Source organism: Kribbella antibiotica (assembly GCF_004349055.1).
GTDB lineage: Bacteria > Actinomycetota > Actinomycetes > Propionibacteriales > Kribbellaceae > Kribbella > Kribbella antibiotica.
In genome coordinates, this window is record NZ_SMKX01000023.1 from 44,434 (window position 1) to 61,890 (window position 17,457).

General features: G+C 67.6%; 16 protein-coding genes. 12 read left to right on the forward strand and 4 right to left on the reverse strand.

The annotated features are described in order from the left end of the window. Positions 1-19: 19 nt before the first annotated feature. Complete coding sequence (locus E1263_RS10655; protein ID WP_132167057.1) at positions 20-715, reverse strand: CHAP domain-containing protein; 696 nt, start codon at positions 713-715, stop codon at positions 20-22. Positions 716-824: 109 nt separating this feature from the next. Then, positions 825-1,313: a CHAP domain-containing protein gene (locus tag E1263_RS10660; protein ID WP_132167058.1), complete on the reverse strand. Its 489-nt coding sequence runs from the start codon at positions 1,311-1,313 to the stop codon at positions 825-827. Positions 1,314-1,517: 204 nt separating this feature from the next. Here E1263_RS10660 and E1263_RS10665 point away from each other — a divergent pair, with 204 nt between their 5' ends. Both E1263_RS10665 and E1263_RS10670 read left to right on the forward strand, forming a co-directional pair. Further along, positions 1,518-2,162, forward strand: coding sequence for an NBR1-Ig-like domain-containing protein (locus tag E1263_RS10665; RefSeq protein ID WP_238161161.1), 645 nt, complete (start codon positions 1,518-1,520; stop codon positions 2,160-2,162). Positions 2,163-2,260: 98 nt separating this feature from the next. After that, entirely contained in the window at positions 2,261-4,132 is a 1,872-nt protein-coding gene (locus E1263_RS10670) for an alpha/beta fold hydrolase (RefSeq protein ID WP_132167060.1), read from the forward strand. 43 nt (positions 4,133-4,175) lie between these two features. Here E1263_RS10670 and E1263_RS10675 read toward each other — a convergent pair whose 3' ends face one another. Next, positions 4,176-4,676: a GbsR/MarR family transcriptional regulator gene (locus E1263_RS10675; protein ID WP_132167061.1), complete on the reverse strand. Its 501-nt coding sequence runs from the start codon at positions 4,674-4,676 to the stop codon at positions 4,176-4,178. 74 nt (positions 4,677-4,750) lie between these two features. Between E1263_RS10675 and E1263_RS10680 the strand changes: the two genes are divergently transcribed. The 7 genes from E1263_RS10680 to E1263_RS10710 all read left to right on the forward strand — a co-directional run bounded on the left by E1263_RS10680 (position 4,751) and on the right by E1263_RS10710 (position 14,320). Beyond that, positions 4,751-5,650 carry an ABC transporter ATP-binding protein gene (locus tag E1263_RS10680; RefSeq protein ID WP_132167062.1) on the forward strand — a complete coding sequence of 300 codons (900 nt, stop codon included), beginning with the start codon at positions 4,751-4,753 and terminating at the stop codon, positions 5,648-5,650. Further along, a complete protein-coding gene (locus E1263_RS10685) occupies positions 5,647-7,245 on the forward strand; it encodes an ABC transporter permease (protein WP_132167063.1) in 1,599 nt (532 codons plus the stop codon). The genes E1263_RS10680 and E1263_RS10685 overlap by 4 nt, the downstream gene beginning before the upstream one ends. A 94-nt stretch (positions 7,246-7,339) precedes the next feature. After that, positions 7,340-11,200, forward strand: coding sequence for a hypothetical protein (locus tag E1263_RS10690; protein WP_132167064.1), 3,861 nt, complete (start codon positions 7,340-7,342; stop codon positions 11,198-11,200). Positions 11,201-11,261: 61 nt separating this feature from the next. Beyond that, positions 11,262-11,645 carry a TIGR03618 family F420-dependent PPOX class oxidoreductase gene (locus tag E1263_RS10695; protein WP_132167065.1) on the forward strand — a complete coding sequence of 128 codons (384 nt, stop codon included), beginning with the start codon at positions 11,262-11,264 and terminating at the stop codon, positions 11,643-11,645. After that, positions 11,635-12,867: a precorrin-6y C5,15-methyltransferase (decarboxylating) subunit CbiE gene (gene cbiE / locus E1263_RS10700; RefSeq protein WP_132167066.1), complete on the forward strand. Its 1,233-nt coding sequence runs from the start codon at positions 11,635-11,637 to the stop codon at positions 12,865-12,867. Before E1263_RS10695 ends, cbiE begins: the two co-directional genes overlap by 11 nt. After that, complete coding sequence (gene cobM / locus E1263_RS10705; protein ID WP_132167067.1) at positions 12,864-13,604, forward strand: precorrin-4 C(11)-methyltransferase; 741 nt, start codon at positions 12,864-12,866, stop codon at positions 13,602-13,604. The genes cbiE and cobM overlap by 4 nt, the downstream gene beginning before the upstream one ends. Next, complete coding sequence (locus E1263_RS10710) at positions 13,601-14,320, forward strand: cobalt-precorrin-6A reductase (RefSeq protein ID WP_132167068.1); 720 nt, start codon at positions 13,601-13,603, stop codon at positions 14,318-14,320. Before cobM ends, E1263_RS10710 begins: the two co-directional genes overlap by 4 nt. On the opposite strand, the gene E1263_RS10715 is transcribed toward E1263_RS10710, so the two are convergent. Then, a complete protein-coding gene (locus E1263_RS10715) occupies positions 14,314-15,024 on the reverse strand; it encodes a TetR/AcrR family transcriptional regulator (RefSeq protein ID WP_238161162.1) in 711 nt (236 codons plus the stop codon). The genes E1263_RS10710 and E1263_RS10715 overlap by 7 nt on opposite strands. A 78-nt stretch (positions 15,025-15,102) precedes the next feature. On the opposite strand from E1263_RS10715, the gene E1263_RS10720 reads away from it, so the two are divergent. The 3 genes from E1263_RS10720 to E1263_RS10730 are packed head-to-tail and all read left to right on the forward strand — an operon-like array spanning position 15,103 to position 17,453. Then, complete coding sequence (locus E1263_RS10720) at positions 15,103-15,951, forward strand: NAD(P)H-binding protein (RefSeq protein ID WP_132167069.1); 849 nt, start codon at positions 15,103-15,105, stop codon at positions 15,949-15,951. A 51-nt stretch (positions 15,952-16,002) separates the two neighbouring features. Continuing rightward, positions 16,003-16,665, forward strand: a complete 663-nt coding sequence (gene rpe, locus E1263_RS10725; protein WP_132167070.1) for a ribulose-phosphate 3-epimerase — start codon at positions 16,003-16,005, stop codon at positions 16,663-16,665. Further along, positions 16,662-17,453 (forward strand): HAD-IIA family hydrolase, encoded by a 792-nt coding sequence (locus E1263_RS10730; RefSeq protein ID WP_132167071.1) that lies wholly within the window; start codon positions 16,662-16,664, stop codon positions 17,451-17,453. The genes rpe and E1263_RS10730 overlap by 4 nt, the downstream gene beginning before the upstream one ends. Positions 17,454-17,457: the final 4 nt, after the last annotated feature.

Here is a 17,457-nt window from a genome sequence, read left to right on the forward strand (position 1 = left end):
TGGGCCTCGGGGTCGGGATCTAGAAGTTCGGCCAGGCCCAGCCGAGGTAGCTGTTGAAGTACGGGAGCTTCGCCAGGCCGATCTTGCCGTTCACGCTGGTGGCCCAGAAGTAGCCGTCGCCGCGGGCGACACCGACATGCCCGTACGGCGCGGCCAGGTCCCAGAAGATCAGTGCGCCCTTCGGTGGGTTCAGGTCACCGCGGTGGGCGACCCCACGAGCCACGGCGTCGTTCCAGTCCGCCTTGGCCGAGGCCCAGATGCCCGTCTTGCCGTAGGAGTTCTCCGCGGCCATCTCGCAGTACCCCTGGAAGTCGGTCGAGCCGTTGCGAGCGGCGTACCAGGCGATGGCCTTGTCGGCGCGCGGATTGCTCGTACAGAGCGGTGCAACCAGACCTGTGCTGCCGGTGTTGACGTAGGAGTCGGAGATGAAGCCCTTGCCGGGGATGTGGTCCCAGACGAGGCTGCGGCCGAACTTTCCGGTCACCGGCTCGCCATAGATCTGGCAGTCGATCTCGACCGCGCCGTTGGGCTGGGTGCCGACCGAGCCGAAGCTGGTCGCGTTGCCGGACCGGATGGTCACACCGGAGCCGCTGTCGGTGACAACTGTGCCGGTCGCGGCGTGCGCGGGCAGAACTGCGACGCCGGTGATGGCTGCGCCGCCGAGCAGGGCAGTGGTCGTGATGCGGGAGACGGTACGGATTAGGGCGGTCCGCATGAGGGTGTTCCCTTCTGGAAGAGTGTTTCACTCGCAGGGAATCAGAGGGTGGTGCTGTTGTCGCAGTGGGCAACGGGTCGCCCGGCTCGCCGGGCGACCCGCCCGTGGCTCAGAAGTTCGGCTGCGCCCAGCCCAGGTAGTTGGAGAAGTACGGCAGGCGCGCCTTGCCGATCCGCCCGTTCACGCTGGTGGCCCAGAAGTTGCCGTCACCGGTCGCGAGGCCGACGTGGCCGTAGCTACTGATGTTCCAGAAGACCAGTGCGCCCTTCGGCGGGTTCAGGTCGCCGCGGTGTGCGGCACCCCGCCGTACGGCGTCGTTCCAGTTGGCGATGGCCGATGCGTAGATGCCGGTCCGGCCGTAGGAGTTCTCGACGGCCTTCTCGCAGTAGCCCTGGTAGGCCGTCGAGCCGTTGCGCGACGAGAACCAGGCGATGGCGTTGTCGGCTCGCGCCTGCGGTGCGGCGGCGAGGTCGGCCGTTGCTGTTGCCGGTGCGGGCGTCGGTGCGGCCTGGGCCGGCAGGCCGACGCCGAGCAGCATGGCGCCACCGAGGAGAGCAGTGGCGGTCGTGGTGGCGGCGCGAACAAGGAAAGATCTCATGATGATGGCCTTTCGCTGCGATGGGAGGGGCAAAGCGGCTGGCGAATTCGCTGTTACCCGAAGAGAATCAGGGCGTGACCGTGTTGTCGCAGTAGGCAACCGTAAAATGAAAACCATCAGCTTATAATTCACGTAGGTTACTAACCTCAAGGGCAGGATGGCGTCGTGAGGCCAGCGCAGGCTCGCTTAGTGATCGGTTGCCGGATGCGAGAGCTCCGGGAGGCGGCCGGTGTGCCGCTGACGCGCGCTGCGGGGATGTCCGGTTGGGACAAGGGGCACCTGTCCCGGGTGGAGCGCGGGCACACCAAGCCGAGTCGCGAACTGATCGAGTGGTACGACGCCTCGTTCGGGGCGGGGCAGGCGCTCGTCAACCAGCTGATGGAGCTGGATGCCGCCGTACGGGCTGGTCGAGACATGTCGCAGCGGGACCTGCGGCGGCATGTGCAGCCGGTGTCACTCGGCGGATCGGTGCCGGCTGACCACCATGCGGAGGACCGGGCGGAGCTGGTGGGGGAGACAGTGCCGGACGGGACCAGGGTGGCCCGGGAGCAGCCGTTCGAGAAGACATGGCAGATCCACAACAGCGGTGAGCGGCCATGGCGCGACAGGTGGCTGACCCGGCAGGGTGCTGCGGGCGCGCCGGGCTGGCTGCGGTCTCCTGCGCGCGAGCGGGTGCCGGATGCCGAGCCGGGCGAAGTGGTGGTCGTAACAATGCAGCTGCAGGCGCCGTCTCAGGTCGGAGCGTCCACGGCGTACTTCAAAATTACTGATGATGCCGGGCGTTTGTACTACCCCGGGCTGGAGTCGCCGCCGATGTACTGCACGATTTTCACGGTTTACGACCTCTAGGGAATGCCCTTGTACTAGCGGTAGTACCTGGTCATCGCGCCTGGGCCCGGCATACGTTGCTGTTTTCCTGCATCCCCGCCCGGCCTACAGGAGTAGCAGTGTTGAAACCTCGCAAGATCGCAATGGCCTTGGCAGTGGCGCTTTTCGTGCCGCAGCTGGCCGTCAGCTCGGCCACGGCGGCCCGCCCGGCCAGAGGTCCGGTGGACCCGCCGGTGCCGTCCATCCCGCAGCGGTACCTCGACCAGCCGATCACCTGGTCGGTCTGCTCGTTCGATGCCGGGATCAAGCGCGCGTACCCCCAAGCGCCGACCACCAACTGCGCCAAGGTCAAGGTGCCGATGGACTGGGCGCACCCGGACGCGCATCCCGACGTCGAGGTGGCGATCGCCTACAGCAAGGCCACCGGCAAGTCGAAGGGTCTGATGACCACGAACCCCGGCGGCCCCGGTGGCGCAGGCCTCAGCCTGTCTGCCGTCCTGGCGTCGGAGAAGCCCCAGCTCTTCACCGACTTCGACCAGCTCGGTTTCGACCCGCGGGGATTCGGAGCCAGTACGCCGCTGCGGTGCCTGACGACCAAGGAGAAGCTGCTCGCGCTGCCGACGACTCCGGACTACAAGGAGCGCACGCGGCAGACTCACAAGACTGAAGTGGCCGAGGCCGCGCTGCTTGCCGAGGCCTGTTCATCCCAGGAGTTCGGCCAGTTCGTCAGCAGCCAGCAGACCGTGTACGACATGGACTTCCTGCGCGCGCTGTTCAAGGCCCGCCAGCTGAACTTCATCGGCTACAGCTACGGCACCTGGCTCGGTGGCTGGTACGCCGACACCTACCCGCAGCGCGTCGGCCGGTTCGTCATCGACTCGAACATGGACTGGACCCACACCCAGTGGGACAACGTGAACTTCGACCCGTTCTCCGGCCAGCGCCGCCGTGACACCCAGCTGATCCCGTGGATCGCCCGGCACGCCGACCAGATCCAGGGCCTCGGATCCACGCCCAAGCAGGTGACGGCGTCGTACGACAAGGTCCGCGCCGACCTGGTCAAGCTGGTCAAGGCCGGTACGTCGAACGTCCGCGGTGACGACCTGGACGGCAAGATCTACAGCGTCATCTACGGCAACGTCCGGTTCATCCGCGGCACCCTCGACATCCTGGTGCACCAGGAGTTCACCAAGGACCCGTCGGCCTCCGGCGACGTCGAGCTGCGGCACGTCGACAAGGCGTGGGCCCGGCTCGCCCCCGAGCTGCAGACCTTCGACACCCTCACCGCCATCCGCACCCGCTACGGCGTGAACCCGGCGGCCACGGCCGCCGACAAGGTCGCCACCAGCTCCGACTCGACCCGCTCGCTCCTGGCCGACGCCCGCTCGGCTGCGGAGAAGTCCTCGGGCGGCGGTGACGAGGTGCACAGCTTCGGCGCGGTCGGTACGACGGTCCGCTGCAACGACACCGTCTGGAACAAGGACCCGAAGTTCTACCTGGCCGAGGCCGACAAGATGGCGCGCAAGTACAGCTTCTTCGGCTACATGAACGGCGTACCGATGTGCGCCTTCTGGAAGTACAAGGCCCAGGACCGCAAACTCGACCTGACCGGTTCCCCGCGCATCCTGATGGTCCAAGGCGAGCTCGACCCGGCCACGGCGTACGAGGGTTCCCTCCGCACCCACCAGGACACCGCCAAGGTGACGCGCTTCGTCGCCATCGACGACGAAGGCCAGCACGGTCAGTACGTCGGCTCCGCCTCCGCCTGCGCCGAAGCCATCGGTGACACCTTCATCTTCACCGGCGAACTGCCCGCCCGCGACAAGGTCTGCGGCACGACGCCCCTACCCGCCGAACTCTCCGTCTACCCCGTCAACGGCCCAGTCGACGGCAACGCCGTACACCTCCCCCGCTCCAAGTCCGCTTCGCAGAAAGCAAGCCCCCTACTCCAGCAAGCCCTAGACACCATCGCCGCCGGCACCCTCCGGTAGCGGTTGGTTTGTGAGTGGGCCCGGCGTGATCGCCGGGCCCTTTCTACTTGTACTCCGCGTCGATTTCCGCGTCGAGCTCGGCCTTGCGGGCTACCCAGCGTTCGCTGAGGCCTTTGACCTCGCCGCTGATGAAGTCGATGAAGGCCAGGGAGATCCGCACTCGGTAGTGGGCGGGGGTGCCTTCGCCGGAGGCGTCGAGGACCTTGCGCAGCGATGCCGACCAGCGGAGCAGCGACTGGTCCTCGGTCATCATGGTCTGGTACCAGGCGTCGTCCTGGACGACGTAGACGTCGCGGCGGCTGCCGGGCTCGCGTTCGCGGGTGGCCAGGCGGAGCTGGAGCAGGTAGTTGACCGCGCCGGAGACGGCGGCGGGGCTGGCCTGGAGCTGGTCGGACAGCTCGGCGGCGGTCAGCCGGCCGTCCTCGCTGGACAGGATGGCGGAGAAGGCCCGGCCGGCCATCCGGGGCCAGCCCGTGTCGGCCAGCAGGTTGCCGAACTGCTCGGCGTACCGCTTGACGGCCTCGTCGTCGCGTTGTGCACTCACCGGCCCATCATCCCTTCCCGGCACGCTCGTTTCGAAGATTCACAAACTTCTGAATGAAGTGTACGTTATGAAACATGACATCAGCCATCGTGGTCTCCGGACTGCACAAGTCCTATGGCGCAACGCACGCTCTCGACGGTCTCGACCTGGAGGTCACCACCGGCGAGGTGCACGGATTCCTGGGCCCGAACGGCGCCGGGAAGTCCACCACCATCCGGGTGCTGCTCGGACTGCTGCGCGGTGACGAGGGCGACGTGTCGCTGCTCGGCGGCGACCCGTGGCGCGACGCGGCCCAGCTGCATCGCCGGCTGGCCTACGTCCCCGGTGACGTCAACCTCTGGCCGAACCTGACCGGCGGCGAGGTGATTGACCTGCTCGGCCGGCTGCGCGGCGGGCTGGACCCGAAGAAGCGCGACGACCTGCTGCGCCGCTTCGACCTGGATCCGACCAAGAAGGGCCGCACCTACTCCAAGGGCAACCGTCAGAAGGTCGCACTGGTCGCGGCACTCGCCTCCGACGTCGAGCTGCTCATCCTGGACGAGCCAACCTCCGGACTGGATCCCCTGATGGAGGAGGTGTTCCGCCAGTGCATCGAGGAGGAGCGACAGCGCGACCGTACCGTCCTGCTGTCCAGCCACATCCTCTCCGAGGTCGAGGCGCTCTGCGACCGGATCAGCATCATCCGCCGCGGCAAGGTGGTCGAGACCGGCACGATGTCCGACCTGCGCCACCTGACGCGCACCTCCATCCAGGCCGAGCTATCTGCCGCCCCAAACGGCCTTGCGTCGTTGCCAGGCGTGCACTCACTGGATGTCGAGGGCAACCGAGTCCACTGCGAGGTGGACACCGCCCAGCTCGACGCAGTGATGCGAGAGCTCGCGGCCAGTGGCATCAAGAGTCTGGTGGCACAGCCCCCGACGCTGGAGGAGCTGTTCCTGCGCCACTACGAGGACGACTCGGTGGCCGCCTCATGAGCGACTTCGTAGGTACTGGGACGCTGGTCCGCCTCGCTCTGCGACGTGACCGCGTTCTGATCCCCACCTGGATCGCAGTGTTCGTCGTGATGGCCGCAGGCTCGGCCCAGGCCACTATGGATCTCTACACCGATGTCGCATCCCGCGTAGAAGCAGCCCGTACGACGAACGCGTCGCCGGCCCTGGTGTCGCTCTACGGCCGCATTTTCGACGAGACCTCGCTCGGGGAGCTCTCGCTGTTCAAGCTGACCGCATTCGGCGCTGCACTGGTCGGACTGCTCGCATCGATCCTCGTGGTCCGCCATACCCGCGCCGAAGAGGAGTCCGGTCGCCTAGAGCTTCTGAGCGCCGGAGTGCTCGGCCGGTACGCCGCTCTGACCGCAGCCCTGCTCGTATCGACCGGAACCGTTGTAGTGCTGGGTTTGCTGACCGCACTGGCCCTCATCGGCCTAGGCCTACCAGCAGCCGGCTCTTTCGCGTTCGGACTCATCTGGATCACCGCCGGCCTCTCCTTCGCCGGCGTCGGCGCACTAGTCGCCCAGCTCACCGAGGGCGCCCGTACCGCCAACGGCTTCACCGCCATTGTCCTAGGCGTCTCCTACGTCCTGCGCGCAATCGGTGACTCCTCATCCGACGGCAAGTCCGAGTGGGTCTCCTGGCTGTCACCCATCGGCTGGTCCCAACAGATCCGAGCCTTCGCCGGAGACCGGTACGTCGTAGTCCTCCTGCCCCTGGCATTCCTGGCTTTGTTAGTCACCGGAGCACTGGCCCTCATCCGCCGCCGCGATGTCGGTGCAGGCCTGGTCCGCCCTCGCCCCGGCCCCGCTGTCGGCGCACCGTCACTGCGCTCACCCCTGGCCCTGGCCTGGCGACTACACCGAGGCTCCTTGTACGGCTGGGGTTTCGCCTTCCTCCTCCTTGGCCTCCTGGTCGGCAACATCGCCAGCAACGTCGACGGCTTTGTCACCAGCGACAGCGCCCGCGAGATGGTCCAGAAGCTAGGCGGCGTCCAAGCCATCACCGACGCCTTCCTCTCCACCGAGATGGGCATGGTCGGCCTGCTGGCCTCGGCGTACGGCATCCAAGCCGCCCTCCGCCTCCGCTCCGAAGAGACAGCCCTAAGAGCCGAACCCCTCCTGGCCACCGGCGTCACCCGCACTCGATGGCTAGCCAGCCACGTCCTGATGGCCCTCCTAGGCACCGGAGCCCTCATCATGATCGCCGGACTAGGCTCCGGCCTCTCCAGCGGCGCATCCCTGGGCAACGTAGGCCACCAAGTCCCCCGCATGCTCGCCGCAGCCGCAGTCCAACTCCCAGCCATCTGGCTGGTAACAGCCCTAGTAGTAGCCCTCTTCGGCCTGGCCCCCAAGCTGGTAACCGCCTCCTGGGCCCTCTACGGCCTCTTCCTCCTCATAGGCCAGTTCGGCGCCCTCTTCAACCTCCCCCAAGCCGTCATCAACCTGAGCCCCTACGGCCACACCCCCCGCCTCCCCGGCGGCACCTTCACCCTCACTCCCGTCCTAGCCCTAACAGCCATAGCCGCAGCCCTCCTAGCCGCCGGCCTAACCACCTTCCGCCGCCGAGACATCGGCTAACCCATTGCAACAAAGTGCAAAACAGTCCTCCCCAGTCCCCACCCCCTGTTAGGCTCCCGCCGCTCGGGGTGAGCACCAGGGGAGGACTTTCCAGATGAGTACGCAACGCCGCCGCATGCCATTCCGCAAGGCGGTCACGGCACTATTGACCGCCGTACTGGCGGTGTCCCTCCTGCAAGCTCCAGAAGCCACCGCAGCCAAGCCGACACCACCACCAACGGCCACAACGAAGCCGGTACCTTCGAGCAAGACCAAGGCTGCCAAGGCGACCGAGGCCGACTGCGGTGGCGCGGTGGCCTTCGGCACGATCACTACGTGCGAGGCGATCGAGGTCGACACGACCGACACCTTCACGATCACCACCACGGCGGCGAACGAGTCGCTGCTGCTCCGAGCCGATATGCCGTCGAGGTCGTACGTCAACGTCACGGTGAACGGCGACAACACCAGCTGTTACGTCTCCGGCCGGAGACGCTGTGATCTGGGTGCAGCCGGTGAGTACACGCTGACGGCACGGAACTATGGCTCCGAAGTCGCCTCCTACACGCTGTTCGTGGTCTCGATCTTCCACGGCGCCTGCACAACCCTGACCGACTCGGACCTCTCGCCGGCTGCGGCTCCTCGACCCACGGAGGGCGCACGTGGGCTGGTCTCGACCTGCTTCACCTTCTCCGGCGCTCCCGGCGACGTTATGGGCGTCGGTGACGCCACCGGCGGGGTCATCTACAACGCAGAGGGCGGCGAACCTTGCCACCTGCACAGTGGCGCCCGGACCTGTGAGCTGAGCGGACCTGGGCCCTACCGGGCCTGGATGACCGGCGTGAACGGATCCGACAGCTCCGTCACAACGATCTTTCCGTTCATGTTGTTCCGGTTGACCAACCCCACCGCATGCCCCGCGCTGCCGTTGGCTCCGTTCGGAGACGCCACCGGCTCGGTCGCGACCGGCCAACTGCGGACCGGCACGACCACCTGCCGCTCGATCACGACCACCTCGCCCGGGCTGCTCTCTCTCCGGCTCGGCGTCGAGGACGACAGCAGCAACATCGTCAACCAGCGGGAGCTGTACACACAGGCCGGCCAACGCGTCTGGTGCGACGAGTCGTGCTCGGTCCCGGCGGGCAGCTACACGGTCCTGCTGACGAGCCTGGCCGGTATCAAGACCTATGACTTCGCGCTGGCGGTCAACGACCTCGCGGCAACGGCCGGTTGCGCACCGGAGATCGAGCCGCGGTGGGACACGCCGGCTCCGACCAGGACTCTCCAATCGCCGGTTCAGCTCGACTGTCAACCGATCGCAGGCAAGTCGGGCGATCGAATCCTGGTGCGGCTGCAAGGGCCGGATGTGGAAGGCACGAGCCGGATTGTCGGCCCGAGCGGAGCGACAGTCTGCAACCAGGACTCACAGCACGATGGGTGTGTTCTGCAGGGTACTGGGCCGTTCCGTGTGCTGAGCACGCGAAACTACTACTTCAAGGGTTCCTACGTCCTCGACATCGGGCGGCTGAACGCTCCGGTCGGCTGTGCGCCGGTCGCCGTGACCAGCTTCGGTGCTCCCGCGCCGGCCGCGGGTGGCCGATGCCGCGAGCTCACGGTGACCGCTGCCGGTCGCTACCGGGTCGACGCGTCGACGGCGTACAGCTATGGAAACGGCGGCCGCGGTGCCTACAAGACCGACGGTCTTGAGGGCTGCACCAGCCTCTTCTCCTGCCAGCTCCAGCCTGGCAAGTACAGCCTGCTCGCCCAGGCGAACGAGCGGGTCGCGGTCTTCCCCTTCTCCAGTACGGCGGGTTGTGTCGCCCAGCCGGCCGACACCTACGCCGCGAAGACCGGGACGTTGCCCGTCGGTACGCAGTTCGACTGCTTGAGTCTGCGCGCAGCGGCCGGAAGCCGCGTTGTCGTCGCCGAACCGCTCGGAAAGACGGTCACCACCGGCTGGGTCGTGGATGCGGCCGGCGCCGAGATGTGTGCCTGGGGACCGAACTTCAGCGGCGGTTCCGATGCGCCGAGACTCTGCAGACTGACCGGGAAGGCGCCGTTCCGCGCGGTCCTGCACCGGGGCCCTTGGAAGGGTGCGGACAACTACCAGCTCGCTGTGGTGGCTGCCGATCCGAACCCAGGCTGCAAGGCCTTCCCGCAGAGCACCTTCTCCGCGCCGGGTGGCACGGTTGTGGCCCTGCGGCCGGATCGGTTTATGGAATGCCTTGCGGTACCTGCCAACGGTCACTCGGCGGCCGAGACGGTCGAGCACAGCCGCACGGGGGCCATCGGCACGGCTACCACGCTGGCGCTGTCGGTCGGCTCGGAAGAGTGGTGTGAGGGGAGCGCGGCGGCGGCGTCGTTCGTGACCTGCTCGTACCCCGCCGGTAAGGCCGCTGTTGTGCTGGTGCTCGGGTCTTCCGACACAGCAAGCCACCGGATCGCCCGGCGCGACGTTACCGCCACCGCTCCCGGCTGTACGCCGGTGAGCTCGACTGTGGTCGGGAGTGTTTCCGGATCCGGAACAATCCCGGACGCCGCGACCGTCCGTTGTTTCAAGGTGACGGGAGCGGCGACCGACCAGTTCGTCGCCAACGTCCGCAACGCCGACGACAGCATCCGCCTCGATGTGCACAACACGGCCGGTGAGCTGATCTGCCGGTCGACCTACGAGGAGCGCTGCTCGTTGCGCGGTTCGGCCGGCTACCAGGTGCTGGCGTGGAACGACCCCACGATCGGGGCCGGTGGGCCCTTCACCGTGGAGACGTACCGGGTCGCCACCGCCGCGGGTCCTGCGGCCGAGTGCACGAAGGTCAACTCGGCGTACGGGTTCGGGCCGATCACCGGAGAGCTCACGAAGAGCAAGCCGAGCAGTTGCGTGACGTTCCCGATGGCGAAGGACACGACGCTTCGTGGACACGCCCGCAACCAGACGGCCGGTGGAACGAACCCGACCATCACCTCCTTCGGCCCGACGCCGTCCGACACCTGTGAGTCGTTCTCGGGCGACGACGGCGACTTTGGCTGCGATGGACGCGAGACGCAGTCCTGGAATGCCGTTGTGCTGCTGAACGTCCCCGAGCAGCCGGACCCGGCGGCGCTGAAGTACACCATGGATGCGTCTTGTGAGACGCCGCTGTGTGGTGGAGCGACCTTCGGGGTCAGCAGCGTTGCTCCTGCCAGTGCTGCAACCGGCGCGTCGGCCACAGTGACTGTCAAGGGGAAGTCGCTGCATCTGAAGGACGTGGTGACGTTCAAGGCAGCCGGAAAGCCGGATCTGGTCGGTGTGGTGAAGTCGGTTTCGGCGGACCGGACTGCGGCCACGGTGACAGTCGACTTGAAGGGTGCTGCGGCTGGTGCTCGGAACCTGACGGTCGATTCGTTCGCCGGTGGGTCGGCGACGTTGGCGAGTGCGTTCACGGTGACCCCGCCGGCGTTGGCGAACACCAAGGCGCCGGCTCTGGTTGCGCCGGTGCAGGTGGGGGCTGCCGTGAAGGTCGCGGTCGGGACCTGGTCGCCGGCGGCCACGTCCTACACGTATCAGTGGCGGGACAACGGGGCAGCGATTCGTGGTGCCGGCGCGGCTACCTATACGCCTGCTGCGGCGATGTTGGAGCACAAGCTCAGCGTCACGGTGACAGCTGCGCGCGCCGGATCGACCAGTACTGCCGTGACGACGGCTGCGGTCGTGGTGGCGGCTGGGGTGGCGCCTAAGGCTTCCAAAGGCCCGGTGGTGACGGGGACCGTCAAGGTGGGCAAAACCGTGACGGCCTCGGCTGGGACTTGGGCACCGACCTGTACGGCGGTGAAGTTCCAGTGGTACTCGGCTGGCAAGGCGGTTGCCGGTGGGACCAAGGCGTCGCTGGTGTTGACCACCGCAATGGGCAAGAAGGCGCTGTACGTCGCTGCGACGTGTGTGCGGACTGGGCATGCGTCGGGGGTGGCGTCGACCAAGGCAGTGACTGTGGCTGCTTGAAGTAGTGCGTAGGTGAGGCCCGCCCGGTTGCCGGGCGGGCCTTGCTGTTTACGATCGCTGGGTGTTGTGGACTGAGCGGTTGGTGGAGTTCTGGAGTGAGCGGCACCTGGCGGTGCTGAGCACGGTCCGGGGGGATGGGTCGGTCCATGCGACGCCGGTGGGGGTGACTATCGACCCGGAGTCGGGGCTGGCTCGGGTGATCTGCTCGGGGACCTCGTACAAGGCTCGGGCGATTCGGCGGCTGGGGACTGCGGCGGTTGCGGTGACGCAGGTGGACGGGCGGCGGTGGAGCACGCTTGAGGGGCTTGCGGTGGTGGTGGACGAGCCGGAGCGGGTGCGGGACGCGGAGCAGCGGTATGCGCGGCGGTACAAGGAGCCGCGGGTGAATCCGCAGCGGGTCGTTCTGGAGATCACTGTGACGAAGGTGCTCGGCAATGGGGGCTGAGGTCGTAGTCGTCGGCATCGGTGCGGACGGGTACGACGGTCTGGCGCCGGCTGCGCGCGAGGCGATCGCAGCGGCTGATGTGCTGATGGGAAGCACCAGGCAGCTCGGTCTGGTCCCGGCCGGTACGGCGGAACGCCGGGCTTGGCCGTCGCCACTGTCGGAGGCTTTGCCGGGGTTGCTGGCTGAGTACCGCGGTCGGCGGGTGTGTGTGCTGGCCAGCGGGGATCCGACGTTCCATGGGATCGGTACGACGTTGGTGCGGTTGCTGGGGGCAAGTGCTGTCCGGGTGATCCCGCATCCGTCGAGTGTTTCGCTCGCATGTGCGCGGCTGGGGTGGGCGCAGGAGCAGGTGCAGGTCGTCAGCCTGGTGGGGCGCCCGACTTCACTGGTGCACCCGCACGTCCAGCCGGGGTCGCGGTTCCTGGTTCTGAGCTGGGGTGCGCGGACTCCGGGCGAGGTGGCCGACCTGCTGGTTGCCCGGGGCTACGGTGCGAGTGAGTTCATCGTGCTGGAGCAGCTGGGCGGTCCGGCGGAACGCGTGACCCGTACGACGGCTGCTGAGTGGACTGGTGAGGTAGACCCCCTCAACGTCATCGCGGTGCGCTGTGCGGACGGACCGGTGCTGTCGACTGCGCCCGGATTGCCGGATGCGGCGTACGAGAGTGATGGGCAACTGACGAAGCGTGAGGTGCGCGCAGTGACGTTGTCACGGCTCGCACCGGTGCCAGGGCAACTGCTGTGGGACATCGGCGGGGGAGCGGGCAGCATCGGGATCGAGTGGTCGCGGCACCACCCGACCTGTCGCGCTATCGCGATCGAACGCGACGAAGAGCGAGTACGACGGCTCGAGCGGAACGTGGCCGCGCTTGGGGCGAACGTGACAGTGGTGCACGGCGCGGCCCCTGAGGTGCTGGAGTCGTTCAAGCCACAGACGCAAGAGTCGCCCGGGTTGCCGGGGTGGGCTGACGAACCGGACGCGATCTTCATCGGCGGCGGTGCGACGGCCGAGGGAATGGTTGAGGCGTGCTGGGCAGCGCTGCGGCCCGGCGGGCGCCTGGTGATGAACGGCGTGACGCTGGAGACCGAGGTGCTGATTGCGCGTTGGTACCAGGAGCTAGGCGGCGACTTGGTGCGGATGGATGTGCAGCGGGCCTCAGCGGTTGGTGGGATGACCGGATGGCGTCCTGCGATGCCGGTGACGATTTGGAGCGTGACGAAGTGACCGTGCATTTCATCGGCGCTGGACCGGGTGCTGCCGACCTGATCACCGTGCGCGGGCGTGACCTGATCACGGCGTCGCCGGTCTGCCTGTACGCCGGTGCGCTGGTGCCGGTTGAGCTCCTTGAGCACTGCCCGGTCGGGGCGCACAAGGTGGACACGGCCAACCTCGACCTCGACCAGATCATCGCTGAGCTGTCCGCTGCGCACGCTGCTGGTCTCGACGTTGCGCGACTGCACTCCGGCGACCCGTCAGTCTTCAGCGCGATGGCTGAGCAGATGCGCCGGCTCGACGCGCTCAACATCCCGTACGACGTCACACCCGGCGTACCGGCGTATGCCGCGGCCGCAGCGTCCCTCAACCGGGAGCTGACCGTGCCGGAGGTAGGGCAGACCGTCATCCTGACCCGCATCGGCGGCCGGGCGTCAGCCATGCCGGCCAGTGAGGACCTGGCGACCCTCGGTGCGAGCCAGGCGACGCTGGTGCTGCATCTGGCCGTGCAGCAGATCGATCGCGTGGTCAGCGAGCTCCTGCCGAGCTATGGCGCGGACTGTCCGGTCGCAGTGGTGGCACGTGCTTCACGGGACGACGAGGAGGTGCTGCGCGGGACACTGGCCGACATTGCGGAGCAGGTGCAGGCGGCGGGCATTCGCCGTACGGCGGTCATTGTGGTCGGGAAGGTGCTGGCGGCAACCGAGTTCCGCGACAGCCACTTGTACTCGACTACTCGGGAACGATGAAGGTCCTGCTGCTCGGCGGTACGGGCGAGGCCCGCGAGCTGGCCGGACAGTTGGCTGACTTCGAGGTGGTGTCGTCGCTGGCCGGTCGGACGCGGGAGCTGCGGCTGCCTGATGGTGAGGTCCGTGTTGGCGGTTTCGGTGGCGCATCCGGTCTGGCGCAGTGGCTGACTGAGAACCAGGTGGATGCCGTGGTCGACGCTACCCATCCGTTTGCCGCGACGATGACCGAGCACGCGGTGGCGGCCACCCGCGCGGTCGGAGTACCGCTGCTGGTGCTGCGCCGACCGGGCTGGGGCGCGGGGCCGGGAGACGACTGGCACTGGGTAGAGAGTGCGGATCAGGCGGCTTCCCTTCTCCCGATGCTGGGGCGGCGCGTGTTTCTCACGATCGGCAGGCAGGGGCTGGACGCGTTCGCCGGCACTGGTCTGTGGACGCTGGCGCGCTGCGTGGACCCGCCCGAGCCAACGCCGGCCTGGTGCACGCTGCTGCTCGACCGCGGCCCGTACGTCGTCGATGCCGAACTCGAACTGTTCCGCGAGCATCACATCGATGTGCTCGTCACCAAGGACAGCGGTGGTCCGCAGACTGCGGCGAAGCTCACCGCTGCTCGCGAACTTCACGTCCCGGTTGTCCTCATCCGGAGACCGCCCGCACCCAACGGCGTAGCCATCGTTGAGTCGGTGGCCGCTGCGGCCAACTGGCTGCGTAGCTACTGAGTGGTGATGCGGGTGAGCCACTCGTCGAGGACGTGACGCTCGCCTGGGGTCAGTGCGTTGAGGTCGCTTAGCTGAGCGCGGAGCGCGTTGGCTGCGGGCACTGGGCCGTCGAGGGGCGGGGTGATGTCGTCGGTGGTGATGGCGGCGACCAGTGCACTGAACATGGCGTCGGACAGCAGCGGATCACGCTGGTCCGCGGGGATGGCGAGCATCGCCAGCACGAGGCCTGAGCCGGCTGCGTGGATCATCTGGACGGCCAAATCCTCGGACACGGCGAGGCGGCCGGCGGCGGCCAGAGCGCGGACACGATCGCGGAGGATCGCAATGCCGGCTTCGGCTGCAGCGGGCCGGGGGCTCGAGCGCGGTTCGCCGTACATGAGGGCGAACAGGGCTGGGTTGGTCAGCCCGAAGTCGAGGTGCAGGTCCCAGCCGTCGCGGAGATCGGCGAGCGGGTCGGCGTCGGGGTCGACCGGCGGTTTGGCCTCCAGGTACGTGGTGAATCCGTGGTCGAGCAGCGCCGCCAGCAGACCGTCCTTGTCGCCGAAGAGGCGATAGATGGTGGGTGCCTGCGTCCCGGCCGCGGTCGCGACCGCGCGGGTCGACACGGCGTCACGCCCGCCCACGGCAAGCAGTTTCGTCGCTTCTCCGACGATCTTTTCCCGCATCCGGTCGCGGGTGTCCTCGTCCTGCTGGCGTCGATCCACGGGGCCAACGGTAGCGGTTGGAGAATCGTGTTAACAGTGATAGCTTGAAATTGTTAGCGACGATAACGGAGGTGGCAGATGATCATCGTGACCGGAGCGACCGGGCGGTTGGGCAAGGCAGTGGTGGGGCGGCTGGTGGAGCGAATGCCCGCGGCGGAGCTGGGCGTCAGCGTGCGAGACCCCGAACAGGCCGCGGAGTTCGCGGCGCGGGGGATTCGGGTGAGACGCGCCGACTTCGATGATCCGAGTGCGCTGGAGCACGCCTTCGAAGGGGCGAGTCAGGTGCTGATCGTCTCCGGGCCGGCTGATCCGGCGCCCCATCAGGCAGCGATCGAGGCGGCGCAGAAGGCTGGCGCTGAGCGCATTCTCTACACGAGCCACATGGGCGCGAATCTGGACTCCTTGTTCCTCGCGACCCGAGGACATGCGGCCACCGAGCAACACCTTGCCGAGTCGGGAGTCCCTTTCACCGCGCTCCGCAACGGTTTCTACGCCAGTACGACGGCCTGGCACCTGCGGACGGCGCTTGCGACAGGCGAGCTGCGGGTGCCCGCGGATGGTCCGGTGTCCTGGACTGCCCACCCAGATCTTGCCGATGCGGCGGTGATCGCGTTGACCGACCCAGACCGCTTGCAGGGCACAACTCCCGCGCTCACGGGGCCAGAGGCGCTGGACCTCGCCGATGCGGCGGCCATTGCGTCCGAGCTGACCGGGAAGAAGATCGTCCGCGTGGTGATCGACGACGAGGACTGGAGACAGCAGGCGCTGGCACGAGGACTGCCGTCGTTCGTCGTCGACCTGACCCTCGGGATCTTCCAGGCCAGCCGCCGTGGCGAGTTTGCCGCGGTCGATCCGGCCCTGGGCGAGATCCTGGGGCGTCGTCCGACCGATCTGCGGGCTGTCCTGAAATCCGAACTGGCCAGCTGACCGGGGGCACCGATGGCGGCGTTCGGGAGGTGGGCTGGATAGATTGGGTTCATGGGGATTCAGATCGCGCCGAGCATTCTGTCCGCGGACTTTGCGCGGCTGGCGGATGAGGCGGCGGCCGTGTCGAACGCGGACTGGCTGCATGTCGATGTGATGGACAACCACTTCGTGCCGAACCTGACACTGGGGTTGCCGATCGTGGAGTCGCTGGCGAAGGCCACCGACACGCCGCTGGACCTGCATCTGATGATCGAAGACCCAGATCGCTGGGCGCCTGGGTATGTCGAGGCGGGCGCGTCGAGCGTGACGTTCCATGTCGAGGCGTGCCGGGCGCCGATCCGGACGGCGCGGGAGATTCGGGCCAAGGGAGCGCGGGCGGCGATGGCGCTGAAGCCGGCGACGCCGATCGAGCCGTACGAGGACATGCTGTCCGAGCTGGACATGATCCTGATCATGACCGTGGAGCCGGGGTTCGGCGGGCAGAAGTTCCTGGACATCTGCTTGCCGAAGATTCGCCGGGCGAAGGCGCTGCTGGACAAGCACGGGCTCGACCTGTGGATCGAGATCGACGGCGGGGTGTCGGCCGAGACGATCGAGCGGTGCGCGGAGGCCGGTGCCGACGTGTTCGTGGCCGGTTCGGCGGTGTATGCCGCGGACGACCCGAACGCAATGATCGAGAAGCTTCGTGGGCTCGCCGAAGGAGCAGCGCAATGACTGATCACAAGCCGGTCGAGAGCTGGCTGACCGACATGGACGGCGTGCTCGTGCACGAGGAGCGCGCGATTCCCGGCGCTGCCGAGTTCATCGCGACGTTGCAGAAGTCGGGCAAGAAGTTCCTGGTGCTGACCAACAACTCGATCTTCACCCCGCGTGATCTGCGCGCCCGGTTGCTTGCCGCGGGCATCGATATTCCCGAGGAGGCGATCTGGACGAGTGCGCTGGCCACGGCGCAGTTCCTGGACGATCAGCGCCCCGGCGGGACGGCGTACGTGATCGGCGAGGCGGGGTTGACCACCGCTCTGCACGAGATCGGGTACGTGCTGACCGAGCGCGCGCCGGACTACGTCGTACTGGGAGAGACGCGGACGTATTCGTTCGAGGCGATCACCCGGGCGATCCGGCTGATCGCCGACGGGGCGCGGTTCCTGGCGACCAACCCGGATCCGACCGGGCCGTCGCAGGAAGGCCCGCTGCCGGCGACCGGTTCGGTGGCGGCGCTGATCACCCGCGCGACCGGCGTCGCGCCGTACTTCGTCGGCAAGCCGAACCCGTTGATGATGCGCAGCGCGCTGAACCGGATCGAGGCGCACTCCGAGACGGCCGTGATGATCGGCGACCGGATGGATACCGACATCATCAGTGGGCTCGAGGCCGGGCTGCGCAGTGTGCTCGTGCTCTCCGGATCGACCGGTGAGCACGAGGTCGACCGGTTCCCGTACCGCCCGACCCGGATCGTCGAGTCGATCGCCGACGTCGTGCCGCTGATCGACGCCCTGAGCTGACCAA

Coding starts and splice junctions, on each gene's coding strand:
- E1263_RS10655 (WP_132167057.1), bottom strand. CDS start 715: ATGCGGACCGCCCTAATCCGTACCGTCTCCCGCATCACGACCACTGCC.
- E1263_RS10660 (WP_132167058.1), bottom strand. CDS start 1,313: ATGAGATCTTTCCTTGTTCGCGCCGCCACCACGACCGCCACTGCTCTC.
- E1263_RS10665 (WP_238161161.1), top strand. CDS start 1,518: ATGCGAGAGCTCCGGGAGGCGGCCGGTGTGCCGCTGACGCGCGCTGCG.
- E1263_RS10680 (WP_132167062.1), top strand. CDS start 4,751: ATGACATCAGCCATCGTGGTCTCCGGACTGCACAAGTCCTATGGCGCA.
- E1263_RS10685 (WP_132167063.1), top strand. CDS start 5,647: ATGAGCGACTTCGTAGGTACTGGGACGCTGGTCCGCCTCGCTCTGCGA.
- E1263_RS10690 (WP_132167064.1), top strand. CDS start 7,340: ATGAGTACGCAACGCCGCCGCATGCCATTCCGCAAGGCGGTCACGGCA.
- cbiE (WP_132167066.1), top strand. CDS start 11,635: ATGGGGGCTGAGGTCGTAGTCGTCGGCATCGGTGCGGACGGGTACGAC.
- E1263_RS10710 (WP_132167068.1), top strand. CDS start 13,601: ATGAAGGTCCTGCTGCTCGGCGGTACGGGCGAGGCCCGCGAGCTGGCC.
- E1263_RS10720 (WP_132167069.1), top strand. CDS start 15,103: ATGATCATCGTGACCGGAGCGACCGGGCGGTTGGGCAAGGCAGTGGTG.
- rpe (WP_132167070.1), top strand. CDS start 16,003: ATGGGGATTCAGATCGCGCCGAGCATTCTGTCCGCGGACTTTGCGCGG.
- E1263_RS10730 (WP_132167071.1), top strand. CDS start 16,662: ATGACTGATCACAAGCCGGTCGAGAGCTGGCTGACCGACATGGACGGC.